Origin of the sequence: Pseudomonas mendocina (genome assembly GCA_037482215.1) — a bacterium.
GTDB lineage: Bacteria > Pseudomonadota > Gammaproteobacteria > Pseudomonadales > Pseudomonadaceae > Aquipseudomonas > Aquipseudomonas mendocina_E.
In genome coordinates this window covers 1,764,801-1,784,588 of the sequence record CP148074.1, presented here as the reverse complement: position 1 = coordinate 1,784,588, position 19,788 = coordinate 1,764,801, and the positions used below count along the sequence as shown (strand labels likewise).

Sequence of the window (19,788 nt, the reverse complement as noted above, 5' to 3'; positions counted from 1 at the left end):
GCACAAAGGGACTAACGCAGCGTTGGCCCCTGGAACCCCATCCACAGCGCAATGCGCTCAGCCACACTGGTACCGAGGACCTTAGCAAACCGGTCAAATGGCGTTTCTTGAACGGTAAAGTCGACGAGATTTTTCTCACCGACAACCTCACGCGCCACATAACTAGTGCTACCCAACCCATCAATCAACCCCAACTCCAGCGCCTGCTCACCCGACCAAACAAGCCCCGAGAACAATTCTGGATGTTCCGCATCTTTGAGACGATCCCCGCGCCCCTTCTTAACACTGGCAATAAACTGCCGATGGGTAGTTTCGAGGACGCTCTTCCAGAACTTGGTTTCCTCAGGATTTTGCGGCTGGAACGGATCAAGAAAAGCCTTATGCTCACCCGAGGTGTACAAGCGGCGCTCAACACCAACTTTCTGCATGGCATCAACAAACCCGAATGATGCAGCAGTCACCCCAATAGAGCCCACCAGACTGGCTTTGTCGGCATAAATAGCATCAGCAGCACTGGCAATGTAATAAGCGCCCGATGCCCCGAGATCAGAAATCACAGCATAAAGCTTGATATTGGGATGCTCACCGCGCAAACGACGAATCTCGTCATAGACGTACCCCGACTGCACAGGGCTACCACCTGGGCTATTAATACGCAAAATGACAGCTTTAGTGCCCTCGTCTTCAAAGGCAGCCCGCAGACTGCTAACTATATTGTCGGCACTGGCGGACTCCTGATCTGCGATCATCCCGCGAATTTCAATGAATGCCGTATGACTAGCAGAAGTTGCAGCCCCACCGCTCATTTTGAGCGCCGGGGAAAACAGCGCAAGGGCCGCGAAAATATAAATAAAAGTCAGGAGCTTGAAAAAAATTCCCCACCGACGCGAACGGCGCTGCTCCTGGACTCCTGCCAAAAGAGCCTTTTCCAACAACTTCCAGCTCTTGGCATCTTCGCCCTCAGCCGGCGCCTTCCATTCATCCGCCATGCACACCACCCTCAACTGAACACTTGGGAACCTGCCCAGCCAACCAGGCAGCCAAATCGGTAAAACAGTCTACTTCCAGCACAGGCTTGCAGGGGCGCAGCATCTCAAGAGGCTGCGCACCATAACCAACAGCAACAGAATCCATACCGGCACGCTGAGCCATAAGCAGATCAAAAGTTGAGTCACCAACCATTATCGCCCGCTCAGCACTGACACCACTTTGCTCAAGTATTTCGTGCAACATCAAAGGATCAGGCTTACTCGCTGTCTCATCAGCGCAGCGACTGTAATCGAAGTAGTCCAGCCACCCCCGCCCAGCGAGCGCTCGCTGCAACCCAGGCCGTGCCTTACCTGTTGCCACAGCCAGCTGGTAGCCCTGCTCTCGAAAAGCCGCAAGGGATTCCTCAACCCCATAAAATAAAGGAGAAGGTTCAACATCCAGCGCCCGGTAATGCACGCTGTAGAGCTCCCGAAGTCTCGCCACATCTGCATCACTGTGCATCTGCGGATACAACACACGGATTGCTTCCGGCAGCGCCAGCCCAATAATGCCGCGCACCTGATCATCACTACAGCGCGGCAGAGAAAAGGCATCAGTTGCACGATGCATTGACTCAACGATACGACTGATTGAGTCAGCTAAAGTGCCGTCCCAGTCAAAGATCAATAACTGATAATCACGCACTCAAACGCTCCAGCGTTTTCGACCAAAGCTCATCAACAGGCGCCTCAACCCTAAGTTGAGAGCCATCAGGCATCGGTACGATCAGCTCGTATGCATGTAGAAACAGACGCTTACCACCCATCTCGCGCACTTCGCGGGTGAAATCATCATCACCATACTTACTGTCCCCAGCAATGCTATGCCCGGCATATTGCGTGTGAACACGAATTTGATGAGTACGACCCGTTACAGGCTTAGCCTCAATAAGCGTGGCAAATTCGCCAAAACGGCGCAGCACACGGAAAACGGTCAACGCTTCCTTACCTTCCGGATTCACTTCAACCATTCGCTCGCCCGAGCGCAGATTGCTTTTAAGCAGCGGCGCACTGACTTGCTTTTTGGCTGTTGGCCAATACCCTCGCACAAGCGCCATGTAGCGCTTGTCAACGCCATCACCACGCAGCGCTTCATGCAGATGTCGCAGCATGCTGCGTTTCTTGGCGATCATCAGAAGCCCGGAGGTATCACGATCCAAGCGATGGACCAACTCAAGGTCTTTTGCATCCGGACGCAACTGACGAAAAGCCTCGATAACGCCGTAATTAAGACCGCTGCCACCATGTACAGCGATACCCGCAGGCTTGTTCAACACAATAAGCGCTTTGTCCTCATAGACAATTGCCGCTTCAAGGCGCTGCAACAAACCCTGCGCAACAGGCTCGGGCTCATCACGATCTGGCAGACGTAATGGCGGGACCCGCACCACATCACCAGCCTGGAGCTTGTACTCAGGCTTGATCCGACCTTTATTCACCCGCACTTCGCCCTTACGCAAAATGCGGTAAATCAAAGTCTTAGGCACACCCTTAAGTTGGGTGCGGAGGAAATTGTCGATTCGCTGGCCGGCATACTCCGGCGAAACCTCGAGCAGCTGGACGCCGGAGGTTGGAGAGGAAGGATTTGTCATCCTCTGATCATACATTTTTTATGCAATTGAAGCACTTATTCATTGCTGCTATAGTCGGGAAGCCGCCATAAGCGGACTGGCAATAGAGTGCTTGCAAAACTGCCACCTCTGCCAACGCAACCCATTTGGGACGCAGGCCGTCCGACGGGCCATTCAAGACGTCACTTAAGATGCTGAATAGTCCGGAAACAAAGCCTAACAAAGCCTTGATGCGCAGATGAATCCACGGATAACTGCGATAAAAGTAACCCGCTGCGTAAGAACGCGAGCGGCACCCGAGTTTCAGCGATACGTGTAGGGTGGAGATGCACAACTGTTGGCCTGCGTAGCAATTTGCTTTACCAAGACGCTTTACTCGTCCGCTACCAACAGCTGATTCCTCCTCCTGACTTAATGCTTACTGGAAATCACAGCAAGCAGGAGACGTCCGTCGCGGACCAGCAAAACGCTGCCGCCGCTTGACACTGGAGCGCTTTACGACCGCACCAGCGACGCCCCTGACACCGACAACTGAAGTCGTGTGTGCCGAACGCCGCTTCCGCCAGCACCGGAAATCGACGGTACTACATGAAAAGAATGTTGATTAACGCAACTCAACCCGAAGAGTTGCGTGTCGCCCTAGTAGATGGCCAAAAACTCTACGATCTGGACATCGAGTCAGGCGCTCGTGAACAGAAAAAATCCAATATCTACAAAGGCCGTATTACCCGCGTAGAACCTAGCCTTGAAGCCGCTTTCGTTGACTTCGGTTCCGAACGCCACGGTTTCCTCCCTCTTAAAGAAATCTCCCGCGAATACTTCAGTAAGGCTCCGGAAGGACGCGTCAACATTAAAGACGTCCTGAAAGAAGGCCAGGAAGTTATCGTTCAAGTTGAGAAAGAAGAGCGTGGTAATAAAGGTGCTGCACTGACCACCTTTATCAGCCTGGCAGGCCGTTACCTGGTTCTGATGCCCAACAACCCACGCGCTGGGGGTATTTCCCGCCGCATTGAGGGCGAAGAGCGTAACGAACTGCGCGAAGCCCTCAATGGTTTGGTCGTGCCGGGTGACATGGGCCTGATTGTCCGCACTGCTGGCCTCGGCCGCAGCAGCCAGGAAATGCAATGGGACTTGGATTACCTGCTGCAACTCTGGAGCGCTATTAAAGAAGCGTCCCAGGACCGCGCAGCCCCATTCCTGATCTATCAGGAAAGCAACGTCATTATCCGCGCTATCCGCGACTACCTGCGCCAAGATATCGGTGAAGTGCTGATCGACAGCATCGAAGCCCAGCAGGAAGCACTGAGCTTCATCAATCAGGTGATGCCGCAGTACGCCAGCAAGATCAAGCTGTACGAAGACAGCGTCCCGCTGTTCAACCGTTTCCAGATCGAAAGCCAGATCGAAACCGCCTTCCAGCGCGAAGTTAAACTGCCTTCTGGCGGTTCCATCGTCATCGATCCGACTGAAGCCTTGGTGTCTATCGACATCAACTCGGCACGCGCCACCAAAGGCAGCGACATCGAAGAAACAGCCCTGCAGACCAACCTGGAAGCGGCTGAAGAAATCGCCCGCCAACTGCGCCTGCGAGATATCGGCGGCCTGATCGTGATCGACTTCATCGACATGACCCCGGCTAAAAACCAGCGCGCCGTTGAAGATAAAGTGCGTGAAAGCCTCGAAGCAGACCGCGCCCGCGTGCAAGTCGGCCGCATTTCCCGCTTCGGCCTGCTGGAAATGTCCCGTCAGCGCCTGCGCCCGTCCCTCGGGGAAAGCAGCGGTATCGTCTGCCCTCGCTGCAACGGCCAAGGCATCATCCGTGATGTTGAATCGCTGTCTCTGGCAATTCTGCGCCTGATCGAAGAAGAAGCCCTGAAAGACCGCACTGCTGAAGTGCGTGCTCAGGTACCAATCCCAGTTGCCGCATTCCTGCTTAACGAGAAACGCAACTCGATCACCAAGACCGAGCTGCGCACCCGTGCTCGCATCGTCATCATCCCGAACGATCACTTGGAAACCCCGCACTTCGAAGTGCAGCGTATCCGTGATGACAGTCCGGAGGCCCTGTCTGGCCAGTCCAGCTACGAAATCGCAGCTGTTGAAGTTGAAGAAGAGAAGCAGACCACCGCGACCCGCACCTTGGTTCGTCAGGAAGCTGCAATCAAGACTGTGCCTCAGCGTACAGCTCCTGCCCAAGCTGAAGCGGATCCGGTAGCAGCCCCTGCCCCATCAGAGCCAAGCTTGTTCAAAGGCCTGGTGAAATCACTGGTGAGCTTGTTTGCTGGCAAACAGGAAGAAAAGCCTGTAGTTGTCGAAAAGAAATCTGAGCGCCCACAGCGCGAAGAACGCCGCAACGGTCGCCAGCAGAACCGCAATCGCGCTGGCCGTAATGGTGAGGAGCGTAAACCTCGCGAAGAACGCGCACCTCGTGAAGAGCGTGCACCGCGCGAGGAACGTGCCCCGCGTGAGGAGCGCGCGCCACGCAATAACCGCGAAGAGCGCAACCTGCGTGAAAACGTTGAAGTGCGCGAGCCGCAAGAGCAGCGTCAGTCGCGCCCACCACGCGATCGCAAACCTCGCGAGGAGCGTCAGCCTCGTGAACTGCGTGAGCCACTGGATGCCGTTCAATCCGAGAACAGCAACGAGGAAACTCGTGAGCGTCCGCAGCGTGAGCCACGCCAGCCACGTCAGCCGCGTGAAGATCGCCAGCCACGCAACGAACAAGTTGCCGCCGCTGATGAAGAGCTGCTGAATAACGAAGAGCTGAACGAAGATGATCAGGACAACAGCGAAGGCGGTGATCGTCCGCGCCGTCGTTCTCGTGGCCAGCGTCGTCGCAGCAATCGTCGCGAGCGTCAGAATGATGCCAACGGCAATCCAATTGACGCTAACGAGGAAAATACAACTGACGCCACTGCCGCTATCGCTGCCAGCACTGCAGTCGCTGCAGTCGCTGAAGTGGTAACTGAAGCCGCAGCCAGCACGCAGCCTGCTGCCGAAAACACCCCGGTAGAGGTTGTTGTCGAGGCTCCTGCTGAAGCTCAACCGGTTGCTGCATTTGTAGCCACTGAGGAATCTGCACCAGCCAGCGCTGCTCAAGTTGAAGTGGCTGAAATTGCCCCTCAGGTAGTGCCTGCTGCTGAAACTCAAGCTGAAGCAGCCCCAGCGACTGTTGCCGTTACTGAGCCTGAGACAGCACCTGTTGCTGCCGAAGCCGCTCCGGCTGTTGTTGCCGAGCCGGCAGCTAGCGAAACCGCACCGGCTGTTGCAGAAGCCAGCCCGGTCGTTGCACAAGCTGAGCCAGTTGCCCAGCCAGCCGTAGTGGCAACCACTAATGGCCGCGCACCGAACGACCCGCGTGAAGTGCGTCGTCGCAAGCGTGAAGCTGAAGCTGCCGCGAAAGCTGCTGCCGAAGCTCAGGCTCTGGCAGCAGCCGCCCCGGCTGTAGCGACAGTTGCTGAAGTAGTCGAGCCTGTTGTGAGCGAAGCTGCACCGGCCGCTGTTGAGGTTTCGGAGCCAGTTGCTGAGGCATCAGAGCCAGTAGTAGCTGAAATCCCAGCCGCTGCTGAAGTAACGGTTGCCGAGGCACAGACTGAGGATGCCGCCACAAGCGAGCCTCAGGAAGTCGCCACCAGCAACGAAGCGACCAACGAGCCTAAACCACTCGTCTAACGCTTAGCCGTTAAAAAGCCCCGCTAGGTCAGCCTAGCGGGGCTTTTTAATGCATGCTCGAATCAATTGTTTGGCGTGTGAACCAGCGCTTCAGGCGTGTCGATATCCCAGAAAATACCTTGATCCGTCACATCAATCGCTTCAACCGATACTCCGGTGAAGAGGCTCCGTGCACCGCGATCCCCTCTGAGATTCATCAGATCAGAACCATGTGAGTTGGCAAAGGCGACAGGATGGCCGTATCGGCCGCCCTTCTGCGCAACACTGACAGAGGATCGAAGCAAGCCAGCGGCTACCCGCTCAATCGTCTCAGGCCTGATAAACGGCATGTCTCCTAGGAGGATCAGCCACCCTGGAGCATCTGCCGATGCTCGGACCCCAGCGGCCAGACTTTCCCCCATCCCCTCTGATTGCAGCAAAATTGGCTGGCAAGCATAAGCTTCAGCCAGACCGATGACAGCAGTGCGCCCTGGCGATGTGACCAGCACTCTGCGCGTCAATTGTGGCGGTATATTGCACAGTACTTGTTCAAGCACCGGTCGAACCACGCCATCATTCCCAAGGCATGGCGCGAGCAGCTTGTCTGAACGTTCACCTGCTTGCTGCCGGTAACGTGTGCCCTGCCCTGCTGCCAGAATGACTACACACGGCAGGCTGCTCATGTCTGTGGCTCAGGAGCACGCTGGGTATTTTTCTGGATCGACTGCACCTGATTCTTGATCGCTACAATCTCAGCCATCACTGATAGGGCTATTTCAGCGGGAGTATGACTGCCGATATAGAGCCCTATCGGCCCATGCAGGCGGCTGATAGCCGCTTCGCTCAAACCGAGCTGAGCTAAGTTTTCGCGCCGACGCTGGCTGTTTCTGCGTGAACCAAGCGCCCCCACGTAAAAAGCTGGCGAATCCAGTGCGGTCAACAAAGCCATATCATCAAGACGCGGATCATGGGTTAGAGCAATGATTGCCGTGCGCTCATCCGCTTTAATGCTGAGCACGGCATCATCAGGCATGCCGGGCACAAATTGGCCATTTCGCTCATCCCAGCCATGCACGAACTCTTCACGAGGATCACAAACCAGCACTTCGAAATCGAGCATGCGCGCCATTTCTGCAACGTAGCGCGATAGCTGCCCAGCGCCGATCAGTAATAACCGCCAGCGCGGGCCATAAATGGCGCGTAAGGTATGTGCATCAAATTGCAGACTATCTGTCCTTGCGGCTGGCGTAAGCCGAACCTCGCCGGTTTCAAGGTTCAGTTCACGGGCAACGATCTCATGAGCTTCACAGCGATTCAGAAGCGCCTCAACCCACGCGTAATCGTCGACACGCTCCTCGACTAGCCGCAAGGTACCGCCGCAAGGAAGTCCGAATCGTGCAGCCTCCTCCTTGGTCACACCGTAAGTAACCCATTGCACGGCGGGACCTTGCTCAGGCAAACGCCCGTCATTCAGGCGTGCAATCAGATCGTCTTCAATACAACCACCGGAAACCGAGCCAATGACGACACCGTCCCCGCGCAAAGCCAGCATGGCGCCTGGCTGACGAGGGGCGCTGCCCCACGTCTGTACAACGCTATAAAGGATTACACGCTGCCCTGCACGGCGCCATTCCAGCACGCTGCGCAGGACATTCAGATCAGCGCTGTCCATCAGCTATTAGCCTTGCGCCAACCCTGCAACTGTATTCCAACAGGCAGGTTACGGATGCGCTGGCCAGTCGCTGCGAAAATGGCGTTACACAGCGCAGGCGCAATGGGCGGAACCCCTGGCTCACCCACACCGCCCAGAGGCACCTCCCCATCCGGCGTAACGAAATGCACTGCAACCTGCTTAGGCGCCAAATCAATACGGGCCACTTCATACATATGGAAATTGTCCTGCTGCGCCTGGCCATCCTTGAAGCTGATCTGGCTGCTAACCGCATTACCTAACCCCATGACACAGGCCCCTTCCATCTGGGAACGAATCCGATCTGGGTTAATCTGCGGCCCACAGTCCACGGCAATATCTGCCTTATGCACGATCAGGTTGCCGTTGTCCTCGACCTCCACATCAAGCACCACAGCCACGTAGCTGACAAAACTGTAGTGCAAGGCCAGCCCAAGGCCACGACCTTGCGGTAGTTTTCTGCCCCAGCCAGCCGCTTTTGTTGCGGCCTCCAAGACCGCCCGCATACGTCCCGTATCAATCGGGTATTTGACCGGTGACTCGCCGTAGTTCCAGCCGCTTCCGTCCAAACTTGCCGGATCAATCTTACGATCGTTTCCTAATAGCTTAAGCTGATAAGCCAGTGGGTCTTGCCCGGCCTTATGTGCCAGCTCATCAATAAAGCTCTGTATGGCAAAGGCATGAGGAATATTCAGAACTGAGCGATACCAGCCCACACGCGTAAAGGCTTGGGCCTCCGGGTTTTCCATGCGCACATTGGGAATCGCATAGGCCATGTTGGTAATACCCATGCCCAGCTCGAATGGCCCTGAGTTTTTCGCACCTGGTGCAAACAGTGAAGCGATGGTGGGTGACGCCACACGCTGCAACCACGCAGTGGGCTGACCGGATTGGTCCAGGCCTGCTTTGATGTACTCGGCCGCAACCGTATGAAAGTAGGAGTGGCGAAGATCATCTTCACGCGTCCACTGCACCCGAACAGGCGTTCCTTCGATGGCTTTGGCCAGAATCGCTGCCTCAACCATGTAGTCAGGCTTCGACTTACGTCCGAACCCGCCCCCTAGCAATGTGACGTTCACTTTCACATTGTCTAGCGGAATCCCCAAACGCTGAGCAATACGCTCGCGGGCTACTTGTGGCGCTTGAACAGGTGCCCACACTTCACAGGAACCTTTCTTGTACACGGCAAGCGCGACCATAGGCTCCATAGGGGCCTGGGTCAGGTGCGGCAAATAATAAGTCGCTTCATGAGTACCGGCAGCCTTACTCAACGCCTGATCAACATCGCCATTGTTACGCACTACTTTGCCCGGCTTTTTCACAGCGCTCTCAAGCTGCTGCCGGTATTCAGACGAGTTGTAACGGGCATTGGGGCCGTCATCCCATTGCAACTTCAGTGCATCGCGGCCTTTGATCGCGCCCCAAGTGTGCTTGGCCAGAACAGCGACACCGCCCAAAGGTTGAAACTCAGAAGGCAGCGGCGAAGCATCAATCTTGATGACCTTAACCACACCCGGGACTTTGAGCGTTGCACTGTCGTCGACAGAAACCAGTTTGCCGCCATATACCGCTGGACGAGCGATCGTGGCGTAGAGCATGCCTTCAAGATGTATATCAGCACCGTAGAGGGCTTGGCCCGTAACGATGTCCTCGCCATCAATGGCGCGGTTAGAGTCCTTACCGATGTAGCGGAATTCACTGGCCGGTTTCAGACGTAATGTGTCACGTGGCGGCACCGGGAGATCGGCCGCTGCCTCAGCAAGCTCACCATAACCCAGCGTGCGGCCAGACGGCTTGTGCAAGACCTGATGCAACTGCGCCTGACACTCAGCCACAGGAACCTGCCACCGACCTGCTGCGGCCTGCTCAAGCATGGCTCTGGCGGCAGCACCACAGCGTCGCATGGGTTCATACCAGTGGCGCATGCTGCGTGAACCGTCGGTGTTCTGGTTACCAAAGCGTACTTCGTCACCATACGCCTGCTGCACTTTGATCTGCGCCCAGTCGGCCTCAAGCTCATCTGCAACAACCATAGCCAAACTGGTACGGATGCCCTGCCCCATCTCAGAACGGTTACAAATGACCGTCACGGAGCCATCGGTGGCAATGCTGAGGTAGATTTTAGGGTCATCCACGACGCCATTAGGCATCCCTTCCCCACCATATTTTTCCTCTTCAGCGGCAAAAACAGATGGCCAACTCCAACTGGCCATGATCACCAGCGCACCGGTCGCCCCCAACCCTTTAAGGAAGTTGCGGCGGCTGAGATTATTAAGGGTGTAGGCAATAGGTGAGGAATTCATCACTGCGCCTCCTTGATTTGAGAGGCCGCTTGGCGAATCGCTGTCTTGATGCGGTTATAGGTCCCACAACGACAGATGTTGCCGATCATGGCTTCTTCAATCTGCTCGTCGGTTGGGTTTGGGTTGCTTTTAAGTAAAGCAGTAGCCGACATAATCTGGCCGCCCTGACAGTAACCACACTGGGCCACTGCCGTGTCCAGCCAAGCAGCTTGAACGAGCTTACCGACAGGGTCTTGCCCGAGCTGCTCAATGGTGCTGACGTTTTTACCGGCCACAGTACCGACTGGAGTCACGCAGCTGCGAACAGCAACACCATCAAGGTGCACCGTGCAAGCTCCGCACAAGCCCATTCCGCAGCCGAACTTGGTGCCTGTGTAGCCTGCCACATCACGAATAGCCCACAGCAGAGGCATATCTTCCGTGACGTCCAGCTGTTGCTCTTTACCATTGAGTTTCAGGGTAATCATCTGCTCGTCCGCCATCATCTAGTTATTAATTAACAGGCGATCTCAGCTCATCTTGAACGGGATAACCGGTGCGGCAATCGGCTCTTATTCGGCCCTTTATCGGTTAGGTGTTGCCAAAAATTCAAGCAATAGGAACCCAAGTACGCCACACAGCGAACCGCTTGACCAGACCAAACCAGACAAATTGCACCGCACCGACGTACCTAAATAGAAATCCGGGTTTAATACAGATTGGGCTCTATCTCAAGCTCAACGCCGAAGCGGCTAGCAATGTCAGCCTGAATTTTACGGGCGAGGTTCAACAATTCTGTACCGGTAGCACAGCCATAGTTAACCAGCACCAGCGCCTGCAATTTGTGCACACCCGCGTCCCCTTCCCTGAAACCTTTCCAGCCCGCTTGCTCAATCAGCCAACCAGCCGCCAGTTTGACTTGACCATCCGCTTGAGGGTAGGCAACCAGCTGCGGATAAGCCCGCTTGAGCTCAGCCGCGGTTTCAGCGCTGACCAAAGGATTCTTGAAAAAACTCCCGGCATTACCCAATACCGCCGGGTCAGGGAGTTTCTCGCTACGAATGCTGCATACGGCCCGACTGACATCAAGAGGAGATGGCTCGGTGATGCCCTGATCAAGTAGGTGCTGCTGTACGAGCCCATAGTGCAACGTCAGTGCGGCTGTACGGCGCAGATTGAACCGCACCCGTAAAATCACCCAGCGACCGCTCTTCTGCTTAAACAAGCTGTCGCGATAGGCAAAGGCACAGTCAGCCAGATCAAAGTCCCTCACCTCACCTGACTCCCGATCCAGAGCCGTCAGCCCGGCGAATACGTCTTTGATTTCAACACCGTAAGCACCAATATTCTGCATCGGTGCAGCACCCACAGTGCCGGGAATTAGACTGAGGTTTTCAAGACCGGAGAAACCTTGCTCAAGCGTCCACAAGACAAATGAATGCCATACTTCGCCAGCCTCAGCCTCGACCACAACTCGCTCACCGTCGTCACTGAGTAGCCTCAGGCCACGGCTGTTCATGCGCAACACCAGCGCATCAACATCACGTGTCAGGAGCAGGTTGCTTCCTCCGCCGATTACCCATAGAGGCACATTGCGGGCAGCGGCATAAGAAATGGCTTCACGCACATCCTGCTCATTAACGGCTTCAGCAAAATACTGTGCCTGCACATCTACGCCAAAACTGTTGTAGGGTTTGAGCGAAACCTGAGACTGCACCAGCAACGTCATAAGCGTCCTTTGATTTCCACGACTAAGGCGTCACAGGCTTGCTCAATTAAATCTAACACCTGCTCGAAGCCATCTTCCCCACCGTAGTAAGGATCAGGCACTTCACTAAGTGGCATCTGATAACGACGCAAGAACAGATCCAGCTCTGCCTTCGCTGAGTGAGGCTGAATTTGCTGCAAATTGCTCAAGTTGCTCTTGTCCATCGCCAAAATCAGATCAAAGCGCTGGAAGTCTTCAGGCACGGCCTGCCGACCTCGCAAAGCTGACATGTCATAACCGCGATGTTGTGCAGCACGACGGGTACGGCTGTCAGCCTGCTTGCCGACATGCCAGTCGCTGGTTCCGGCGGAATCCACTTCAACCCGGCCATCCAGCCCTGCTTCCTGCAATTTATGGCGCAACACCGCTTCAGCCGTAGGTGAGCGGCAGATATTACCCAGGCAAACGAACAAAATGCGCATCAAGCCCCCAGCAGCTGGCGAACCCGCGCCAAATCTTCAGGGGTATCAACGCCCGCCGCTGGCGCCTCAAGGGCGTCTGCAACGTGGATACGCACGCCATGCCACAGGGCACGCAACTGCTCAAGGCACTCGGTATTTTCCAGCCAGCATGGGCCCCAACTGACAAAGTCATGCAGAAATTGAGCACGGTAAGAATAAATGCCGATGTGACGACGGTAAGGAACGTTCTGCGGCAGCTGCTCTTTGCTCACAGCAAACGCATCACGCGCCCATGGCAGTGGAGCACGACTAAACGTCAGGGCCAGCCCGGTTTTATCCGCCACCACCTTGACCACATTAGGATTGAACAGCGACTGCACATCCTCAATGGGCTCAGCCAGTGTAGCAATGGCAGCCTGAGGGTTATTGGCCAGGTTTTCAGCCACTTGGTCAATGATCGAAGGCGGAATAAGCGGCTCATCCCCTTGCACATTGACCACAATCGCGTCAGCAGCGAGGCCCAAGGCCGTTGCCACTTCAGCCAGACGGTCAGTTCCCGAGTTGTGATCGACACGCGTCATCACAACCTTCGCTCCAAAACCTTCGCAAGCGTCAGCGATGCGCTGATCATCGGTGGCGACTACCACTTGCTGAGCGGCACTGCGGCATGCCTGCTCCCAAACGTGCTGAATCATCGGCTTGCCAGCAATATCTTGAAGCGGCTTGCCCGGCAGACGGCTAGAGGCATAACGGGCAGGAATAACAACGGTAAAGGCAGTGCTCATTTATTTATCCAGACGCTCATCAACGTTCAGGGTGCGAGCCTCGCCTTCGAGCATGACAGGAATACCATCACGCACCGGATACGCCAGCGCATCGGCTTTGCAGATCAACTCGCTTTTGTCTGCGGAGAGGTGCAGAGGCCCCTTGCACAGTGGGCAAGCGAGGATGTCGAGAAGTTTCGTGTCCATGGCAGTTCCTTGTTAAACCGGCCGGCTCGGCCGGACTCATCAGATATTTGAATCAGCTACGCGGTATCAATCGCTGTAGTTGTTGATCGAACCAACCGACAAATTCAGGTGTGGGTTCAGCATCAACCGCCAGATACCACCAATCATCCAGGGCAAAGCCCCGGCATTTGACTGCATCCTTTTCCGTCATTAGCACCGGCAATTTCGGGGTAAAGTCCAGTAACTCTGAGCTGTAGGGAGCATGGTCGGCAAATGCATGGCATACAGGCTTCCAGTGTAGTCCTTCAAGGGTGTTGAAGAAACGCTGGGGGTTGCCGATACCAGCCACCGCATGCACGGACTGCCCCGGTGGGAAATGATCCAGTGGCCGTTGTTCAGCGGTTTTGAGGTTAACCAAGGCCTTAGCCCGTAGGACAAAACCATAGCCACCGGCAGGCGCGTTGCGCGTGCCGTTATAAAGCACTGCATCCACGCTTTTCAGGCGCTCAGACGGCTCCCGCAGCGGTCCTTCCGGCAGACAACGGCGATTGCCGAGCCCACGGGCCGCATCAATCAGTACCAGCTCAAGGTCCCGCGCCAGACGGTAGTGCTGCAGGCCATCATCACTGAGGATCAAATCCAGCGGCTGTTCAGCCAGCAGTGCCTGCACGGCACGACTGCGGTCAGGGTCAATCATCAGCGGTACACCGCAACGCTGCACGATCAGCAGCGGTTCATCCCCCGCCACACTGGCAGCCTGGCTGGCTTCTACTCTCCAGGGGAAGTGTGGCGGCTTGGCACCGTAGCCACGGCTGACAACACCTACGCGCAATCCCTGGCGGCGGCAATGTTCAACCAACCAGAGGATCATCGGCGTTTTACCAGTGCCACCCACTGTAATGTTTCCAACTACAACGACAGGCACTGGCGCCCGGTAGCTTTGGCTCTGACCGCTCAGAAAACACGCACGCTTACGCTGGACAACCGTCCGATACAGCCACTCCAATGGGCGCAGCAACAGTAACGCCGGATGTCCGTTGTACCAGGCTTGGCTAAGACGCTCAGCGAGGCTCATAACACATCAACCTCAAGGCTTAGCCTGCGCCTCGACTGTGGTCAGTCGCAAATGGGAGAAGCCCAGCTTACCGGCAGCATCCATAGCGGTGATCACCGCCTGATGCGGGGTCTGGGCGTCCGCACTGATAATGAGCGGCAGGCTGTTATCCCCCGCAGATTCCTTCTGCAAAGCTGCGATCAGGTTGTCCAGCTTGCTTTCCATCAGCTGCTGGCCGTTCATTGAATAGGTGCCATCGGCTGCAATCAGAATTTCCAACTGCTTCAATTCTGTTTGCTCAGGGGGCGTTCCACTGGCCGCTTCCGGCAGATCGACTTTCATCTGCGTTTCACGGGTAAAGGTTGTGGTCACCACAAAGAACAGCAGCAGAATAAAAACTACGTCGATCAGCGAAGCCAGGTTGATCTCGACGTTTTCCCGCGGTTTACGCCGAAACTTCACGGTTTTTCCTCACCGAGATCGACATCACGGTCGCCTTGCACCACTTCCACCAGTCGAATCGCTTCTTGCTCCATGCCCACGACCAACTCGTCAACACGACGCTGCAGGTAACGGTGAAAGAACAGCGCCGGTATAGCTACGATCAGGCCCGCGGCCGTGGTGATCAGCGCCTTAGCAATACCGCCAGCCAGTGAACCCGCATTGGTCATGCCTGAGCCCATAAAGGAGCTGAAAATGTCGATCATACCCAGCACAGTACCCAGCAGCCCTAGCAACGGAGCAATACCGGCAATGGTGCCTAGCGCATTGAGGTAGCGCTCCAGCTCATGAATGACCCGGGCCGCAGCCTCCTGGATACACTCTTTCATGATCTCCCGGCCATGCTTGGAATTGGCCAGGCCTGCGGCCAGAATCTGCCCGAGCGGAGAGTCAGCGCGCAGCTCCTTGAGCTTCTGGTTATTGAGTTTCTTTTCCTTGATCCACTTCCACACCTGGCCTAACAGGTGGGGGGGAGACACGCGGCTTGGCCGCAGCGTCCAGAGTCGTTCGGCGATAATGCCTGCAGCAGCGATAGAACACAGAATGATCGGCAGCATAATCCAGCCGCCAGCTTTGACCAGTTCCCACACGGTAGCAGATCCCCTTCTCAAAATTCCCGCAACTCTAGCATAGGCCTGCTGCCACGCCGACCGCTGTATGACTCATTTTTCACGCCAAAAGTGCAACTGCGCTCTGCCGGACTCTGCCGGAACAAAGCGCCCCAGTTTTATGCGGATGGCGCCCTGCTCGGCAGTGTCATAAATCTGTGTTCCGACATCCCGATAGCGCTGCACAACTGCCTCATGCGGGTGGCCAAAAGCATTGTGAGCACCACGGGAAATCAGACTGTTGGCAGGCCTTACACGCTCAAGTAATAACTGTGACGAGGAACTCCGACTGCCGTGATGAGGCGCCAGCAGCCAGTGAACCCTTTGCAGCCCGGTATTTTCCACTAGACCTCTTTCAGCGTCCTGATCTATGTCACCCGTGAGCCACAGCTGCTCCCCACCCGCCTCAACCATCAACACACAGGAGGCCTGATTGCCGTTGCGCGCTCCCGACCATTGCCACAGGCGAAAGCGCACGCCATTCCACTGCCACTGCGCATCACTCAGGCAAGGATCAGCCTTCAAGGCAGCCCCCAGTTTCACGGGCTCACCACTGACCACACGCCGAACCGGCACCCCCTGTGTGATAGCTATTGCACCGCCGCTATGATCGGTGTCGGCATGGCTGATCAGCATCATGTCCAGTTTGCGCACATCCAACGCCCGCAAAGAAGGCACAACGATCCTCTGCCCGGTATCAAACTCGCCAAACTTAGGCCCTGCGTCATAAAGGAGATCGTAATCCCGGGTTCTGATCAGAACCGAAAGCCCCTGCCCCACATCCAACACCCAGACATCCGCTTCACCAGACTCAGGGCGTACCGCCGGCAGGAAAACCAGCGGCATGAGTAGCCCCAAACCTAGGCTTCGCATGGGCAAGGCCGCGGGCATCAATAAGACTAACCCGCCAATCAGACCACAGCCCCAGGCCCACAGCGGGAGCGCACTGGGCGTCCAGGCTGGCAGCAACTGCGCCAATAACGCCAACACACTAAACAAGATATTCAGTGTGCCTCCTGCCAGCCATAGCAGACCTTCGCCAAGCCACGGAACTGGTAGAAGCACCATGCCGAGCAACCCCAGCGGCACCGTTATAAAACCGACTATTGGCCCCGCAATCAGATTAGCTAAAGGGCTGGTGATGCTGATTGGCAAGCCCTGCACCACCAACAGCGGTACAAGCCCCACAGCCATGGTCCACTGCACCCGCCACAAACTTGACCACCAACGCCATGCACCAAGTCGACCGGAAAAGATCAGCACCAGCAGGATGACCGCACCGAACGACAACCAGAAACCTGCCTGGAGACACACCAACGGCTCCCATAACAAAACCGCCAGTAAACTGATTAGCAGAGGATCAATCACCCCGAGATGACGGTATCGCCAGCGCCATATCAGCACCAATGCAACAGCCACACAGGCACGCTGAACCGGCACCTGAAACCCCGCTAACAGGCCGTAGCCCATTGCCCCGGCAAAGCTGACCACACAAGCCACAGGCAACCAGGGCCAACGCTGCGGCCACCAGCCCAGACGTGCAAGGCCCGCTACCAAACCATACAGCAGAGCCGCCATCAGGCCGATATGCTGGCCTGAGATCACCATAAGATGCACTGTCCCGGTATTTTGAAACACTAGCCAATCAGCACTGCTGAGGCCGGAACCATCGCCCAGCACCAGCGCACTCAATGCTCCGGCTTGCCCGGCAGCCGAAGCGGCCAGTAGCTGCTGACGTAATCTGTCACGCCATGAGGACAGACCGCCCGCCTCTCTCAGGCGATAACCACTTTTAACCGTTCCACCGGCACCAATGCGCTGCCCGAGCAGCCAAGCCTCGTAATCAAATGACTGTGGATTGACTAAACCTCGGGGCCGTTTAAGGCGCACAGCCATACGCCAAACCTCGCCACCTCGTAACTGCGGGCCGTCATACCAGGACAGACGCATTTTCCGAGGTAGTACGTAACGACGCGACGTGGCGTCCCTCAACTCGAAACGCACCACCTCCCGACTGACTTCCGGCAATCCTGCTACGGTTCCTTCCAGCCATAAGGTTCGCCCATCCAGCTCGGCAGGCAGCCGGTCATCTAGAGCTGACTGGGTGCTAATACAGGACCACGACAGTCCCAACAAAAACAGCCCCAGTGGATAGACCCTTCCAACTGACAACACAATCCCCACCGCCAGCATCCCCAGAACCCACCCCGTAGGCGGCAGAGCTGGTAACCAACGCAGCACCACCAGCCCGGCAATAGCTGCAAGCATCCCTGTTCGCATGACTCACTCCCTGAGCCTTCGGCAGAAACAAAAAAGCCGTTACACAAGTAACGGCTTTTTCATATCGCGGGTGTGATTACTCGTAGCGCAAGGCTTCAGCAGGCTGAATCCGTGAAGCCCGCCAAGACGGATAAATCGTGGCAAGAAAGCTCAAGCTGAAGGCTGCCGTGCAAATCAGCACCACATCAAAAACCTGCAAATCCGAAGGCAGGTTACTGACGAAGTAAACATCCGAGCTCATCACATGCCGCCCACTCACCCGCTCGATCCACCCCACCAACTGGCTGACATTTAGCGCCGCAATCACCCCAAGGACCGCACCGATCAGCGTGCCGATTACACCGATCACCGTACCTTGAACCATGAAAATACCCATGATCTGCTGCGGTGTGGCCCCGAGAGTTCTCAAAATGGCGATATCAGCGCCTTTATCCGAAACCACCATGATCAACGTCGCAATGATGTTGAAGGCAGCAACCGCCACAATCAGCAGTAGAAGCAAGCCGATCATGGTTTTTTCCATCTTCATTGCACTGAACAGGCTGCCCTGGGTCTGGGTCCAGTCGCTGGGCTTAAACCCTTCCCCCAAGTCCGCAGCAATGCTGGCGGCCACCTGCGGCGCCTGATACAAGTCGGCCAGTTTCAGGCGCACACTTTGCACCTGCCCCGGCTCAAAGCGCTGGATTTGCGCCGCGTCGGCCACATTAATCAGAGCCAACGAGCTGTCCAGCTCTGCGCCGACCTTAAAGATACCCACCACGTTCAGACGCTGCATACGCGGGCTAATCCCACCCGGTACGCTGCTGACCTCTGGCACGATCAGCGCCAATTTGTCGCCAATACGCAACTGGAAGCGGCGTGCGGTAATCTCGCCGATCACCACGCCATAATCGCCTTCACGCAAGTCCTCAAGCCGACCCTGGATCATGTGCTGGCCGATGATGGAGACCTGCGGCTCCAGTAACGGATCAACGCCATGCAACTGCACCGGCTGCATCACGCCGCGGTATGACAGCATGCCCTCCAGCTCAGCGAATGGAACAGCACCCAACACCTGCGGGTTTTTCCGCGCAGCAGCCGCCACTGCCTGCCAGTCACTCAGCGGCTTATCCGCAGAAATACTGGCGTGTGGCACCATACCTAGAATCCGCGTGCTCATCTCCTTCTGAAACCCATTCATCACCGACAGAACCACAATCATCGCCAGCACACCCAGTGCCAGACCAATCATTGAGGTCATCGAGATAAAGGAGATGTAGTGGTTACGCCGTTTCGCACCGGTGTAACGGATACCTATAAACAGACTCAGCGGGCGGAACATCAGGCAGCCACCAACTTACCGCCTTCCAGACGCAGCACGCGATCCATCTGCTGCGCCAGAGACATATCGTGAGTAACGACCAAGAATGCAGTCTGAGAAGAGCTGCTCAGCTCCTTCATAAGCTCCTGAATACCTTGTGCTGTGTGCTGATCCAAGTTACCGGTCGGCTCATCCAGCAGCACCAGCCCCGGACGGTTCACCAAAGCACGGGCAATCGCCACCCGCTGACGCTCACCACCTGACAGCTCTGCCGGTTTGTGCGCCAGACGATGGCCCAACCCCACTCGCTCCAACAATGCCGTAGCACGCTCACGAGCTTCATGGATCGGCGTGCGACCGATCAGCAGTGGCATGCACACATTCTCCAGCGCTGTGAACTCAGGCAGCAGATGGTGAAACTGATAAACAAAGCCCAGCGCCCGATTGCGCAGTAAGCCTCGTTGTTTTTCATTCAGCGCAGACAGTTCTTCACCAGCCAACCAGACACTACCCGTGCTAGGCGTATCCAGCCCACCCAGCATATTTAGCAAGGTACTTTTACCCGAGCCGGAACTGCCGACGATGGCCACACGCTCCCCAGGATGAAGCTCTAGCTGCAGATCTTGCAGAACCACAACCGACTGCGGACCCTCGTCATAACTTTTGCCAAGGTTGCGACAACTCAAAACCGCCCGATCTTGCAT

General features: G+C 56.2%; 18 protein-coding genes. 1 reads left to right on the top strand and 17 read right to left on the bottom strand.

Annotated elements, in window-relative coordinates:
* Positions 1 to 11: 11 nt before the first annotated feature.
* Genes WG219_08065 through rluC form a run of 3 tightly spaced genes read right to left on the bottom strand, consistent with a single transcriptional unit; the run spans position 12 to position 2,620 of the window.
* Complete coding sequence (locus WG219_08065; protein ID WXL27398.1) at positions 12 to 989, bottom strand: S49 family peptidase; 978 nt, start codon at positions 987 to 989, stop codon at positions 12 to 14.
* Positions 979 to 1,674: an HAD-IA family hydrolase gene (locus WG219_08060; GenBank protein WXL27397.1), complete on the bottom strand. Its 696-nt coding sequence runs from the start codon at positions 1,672 to 1,674 to the stop codon at positions 979 to 981. Before WG219_08060 ends, WG219_08065 begins: the two co-directional genes overlap by 11 nt.
* Positions 1,667 to 2,620: a 23S rRNA pseudouridine(955/2504/2580) synthase RluC gene (gene rluC, locus WG219_08055; GenBank protein ID WXL27396.1), complete on the bottom strand. Its 954-nt coding sequence runs from the start codon at positions 2,618 to 2,620 to the stop codon at positions 1,667 to 1,669. Before rluC ends, WG219_08060 begins: the two co-directional genes overlap by 8 nt.
* 567 nt (positions 2,621 to 3,187) lie before the next feature.
* Between rluC and rne the strand changes: the two genes are divergently transcribed.
* Positions 3,188 to 6,271, top strand: coding sequence for a ribonuclease E (rne, locus tag WG219_08050; GenBank protein ID WXL27395.1), 3,084 nt, complete (start codon positions 3,188 to 3,190; stop codon positions 6,269 to 6,271).
* A gap of 62 nt (positions 6,272 to 6,333) precedes the next feature.
* Here rne and WG219_08045 read toward each other — a convergent pair whose 3' ends face one another.
* From WG219_08045 to lolD, 14 genes are all read right to left on the bottom strand, one after another.
* The gene (locus tag WG219_08045; protein ID WXL27394.1) at positions 6,334 to 6,933 is read right to left on the bottom strand and encodes a nucleotidyltransferase family protein; all 600 of its coding nucleotides are present in this window, start codon (positions 6,931 to 6,933) and stop codon (positions 6,334 to 6,336) included.
* Complete coding sequence (locus WG219_08040; protein WXL27393.1) at positions 6,930 to 7,922, bottom strand: XdhC family protein; 993 nt, start codon at positions 7,920 to 7,922, stop codon at positions 6,930 to 6,932. The genes WG219_08045 and WG219_08040 overlap by 4 nt, the downstream gene beginning before the upstream one ends.
* Positions 7,922 to 10,243 (bottom strand): molybdopterin cofactor-binding domain-containing protein, encoded by a 2,322-nt coding sequence (locus WG219_08035; GenBank protein ID WXL27392.1) that lies wholly within the window; start codon positions 10,241 to 10,243, stop codon positions 7,922 to 7,924. The genes WG219_08040 and WG219_08035 overlap by 1 nt, the downstream gene beginning before the upstream one ends.
* Complete coding sequence (locus WG219_08030; GenBank protein ID WXL27391.1) at positions 10,243 to 10,710, bottom strand: (2Fe-2S)-binding protein; 468 nt, start codon at positions 10,708 to 10,710, stop codon at positions 10,243 to 10,245. Before WG219_08030 ends, WG219_08035 begins: the two co-directional genes overlap by 1 nt.
* A gap of 221 nt (positions 10,711 to 10,931) precedes the next feature.
* On the bottom strand, positions 10,932 to 11,951 hold the full coding sequence (gene murB / locus WG219_08025) for a UDP-N-acetylmuramate dehydrogenase (protein WXL27390.1): 1,020 nt from the start codon (positions 11,949 to 11,951) through the stop codon (positions 10,932 to 10,934).
* A complete protein-coding gene (locus WG219_08020) occupies positions 11,948 to 12,412 on the bottom strand; it encodes a low molecular weight protein-tyrosine-phosphatase (protein WXL27389.1) in 465 nt (154 codons plus the stop codon). The genes murB and WG219_08020 overlap by 4 nt, the downstream gene beginning before the upstream one ends.
* Complete coding sequence (gene kdsB / locus WG219_08015) at positions 12,412 to 13,176, bottom strand: 3-deoxy-manno-octulosonate cytidylyltransferase (GenBank protein ID WXL27388.1); 765 nt, start codon at positions 13,174 to 13,176, stop codon at positions 12,412 to 12,414. The genes WG219_08020 and kdsB overlap by 1 nt, the downstream gene beginning before the upstream one ends.
* Entirely contained in the window at positions 13,177 to 13,362 is a 186-nt protein-coding gene (locus WG219_08010) for a Trm112 family protein (GenBank protein ID WXL27387.1), read from the bottom strand.
* Positions 13,363 to 13,414: 52 nt separating this feature from the next.
* Positions 13,415 to 14,416: a tetraacyldisaccharide 4'-kinase gene (lpxK, locus tag WG219_08005; GenBank protein WXL27386.1), complete on the bottom strand. Its 1,002-nt coding sequence runs from the start codon at positions 14,414 to 14,416 to the stop codon at positions 13,415 to 13,417.
* Positions 14,417 to 14,428: 12 nt separating this feature from the next.
* On the bottom strand, positions 14,429 to 14,857 hold the full coding sequence (locus WG219_08000; protein ID WXL27385.1) for a biopolymer transporter ExbD: 429 nt from the start codon (positions 14,855 to 14,857) through the stop codon (positions 14,429 to 14,431).
* Entirely contained in the window at positions 14,854 to 15,486 is a 633-nt protein-coding gene (locus tag WG219_07995; protein ID WXL27384.1) for a MotA/TolQ/ExbB proton channel family protein, read from the bottom strand. The genes WG219_08000 and WG219_07995 overlap by 4 nt, the downstream gene beginning before the upstream one ends.
* 72 nt (positions 15,487 to 15,558) lie before the next feature.
* The gene (locus WG219_07990; protein WXL27383.1) at positions 15,559 to 17,784 is read right to left on the bottom strand and encodes a DNA internalization-related competence protein ComEC/Rec2; all 2,226 of its coding nucleotides are present in this window, start codon (positions 17,782 to 17,784) and stop codon (positions 15,559 to 15,561) included.
* A 76-nt stretch (positions 17,785 to 17,860) separates the two neighbouring features.
* Positions 17,861 to 19,105, bottom strand: a complete 1,245-nt coding sequence (locus WG219_07985; protein ID WXL27382.1) for a lipoprotein-releasing ABC transporter permease subunit — start codon at positions 19,103 to 19,105, stop codon at positions 17,861 to 17,863.
* Positions 19,105 to 19,788, bottom strand: coding sequence for a lipoprotein-releasing ABC transporter ATP-binding protein LolD (lolD, locus tag WG219_07980; protein ID WXL27967.1), 684 nt, complete (start codon positions 19,786 to 19,788; stop codon positions 19,105 to 19,107). The genes WG219_07985 and lolD overlap by 1 nt, the downstream gene beginning before the upstream one ends.

What these genes read in the sequence shown, in the direction of transcription:
- WG219_08065 (WXL27398.1), bottom strand. Translation starts at nt 989, where the DNA reads ATGGCGGATGAATGGAAGGCGCCGGCTGAGGGCGAAGATGCCAAGAGC.
- rluC (WXL27396.1), bottom strand. Translation starts at nt 2,620, where the DNA reads ATGACAAATCCTTCCTCTCCAACCTCCGGCGTCCAGCTGCTCGAGGTT.
- rne (WXL27395.1), top strand. Translation starts at nt 3,188, where the DNA reads ATGAAAAGAATGTTGATTAACGCAACTCAACCCGAAGAGTTGCGTGTC.
- WG219_08045 (WXL27394.1), bottom strand. Translation starts at nt 6,933, where the DNA reads ATGAGCAGCCTGCCGTGTGTAGTCATTCTGGCAGCAGGGCAGGGCACA.
- WG219_08040 (WXL27393.1), bottom strand. Translation starts at nt 7,922, where the DNA reads ATGGACAGCGCTGATCTGAATGTCCTGCGCAGCGTGCTGGAATGGCGC.
- WG219_08035 (WXL27392.1), bottom strand. Translation starts at nt 10,243, where the DNA reads ATGAATTCCTCACCTATTGCCTACACCCTTAATAATCTCAGCCGCCGC.
- WG219_08030 (WXL27391.1), bottom strand. Translation starts at nt 10,710, where the DNA reads ATGATTACCCTGAAACTCAATGGTAAAGAGCAACAGCTGGACGTCACG.
- murB (WXL27390.1), bottom strand. Translation starts at nt 11,951, where the DNA reads ATGACGTTGCTGGTGCAGTCTCAGGTTTCGCTCAAACCCTACAACAGT.
- WG219_08020 (WXL27389.1), bottom strand. Translation starts at nt 12,412, where the DNA reads ATGCGCATTTTGTTCGTTTGCCTGGGTAATATCTGCCGCTCACCTACG.
- kdsB (WXL27388.1), bottom strand. Translation starts at nt 13,176, where the DNA reads ATGAGCACTGCCTTTACCGTTGTTATTCCTGCCCGTTATGCCTCTAGC.
- WG219_08010 (WXL27387.1), bottom strand. Translation starts at nt 13,362, where the DNA reads ATGGACACGAAACTTCTCGACATCCTCGCTTGCCCACTGTGCAAGGGG.
- lpxK (WXL27386.1), bottom strand. Translation starts at nt 14,416, where the DNA reads ATGAGCCTCGCTGAGCGTCTTAGCCAAGCCTGGTACAACGGACATCCG.
- WG219_07990 (WXL27383.1), bottom strand. Translation starts at nt 17,784, where the DNA reads ATGCGAACAGGGATGCTTGCAGCTATTGCCGGGCTGGTGGTGCTGCGT.
- WG219_07985 (WXL27382.1), bottom strand. Translation starts at nt 19,105, where the DNA reads ATGTTCCGCCCGCTGAGTCTGTTTATAGGTATCCGTTACACCGGTGCG.
- lolD (WXL27967.1), bottom strand. Translation starts at nt 19,788, where the DNA reads ATGCAAGATCGGGCGGTTTTGAGTTGTCGCAACCTTGGCAAAAGTTAT.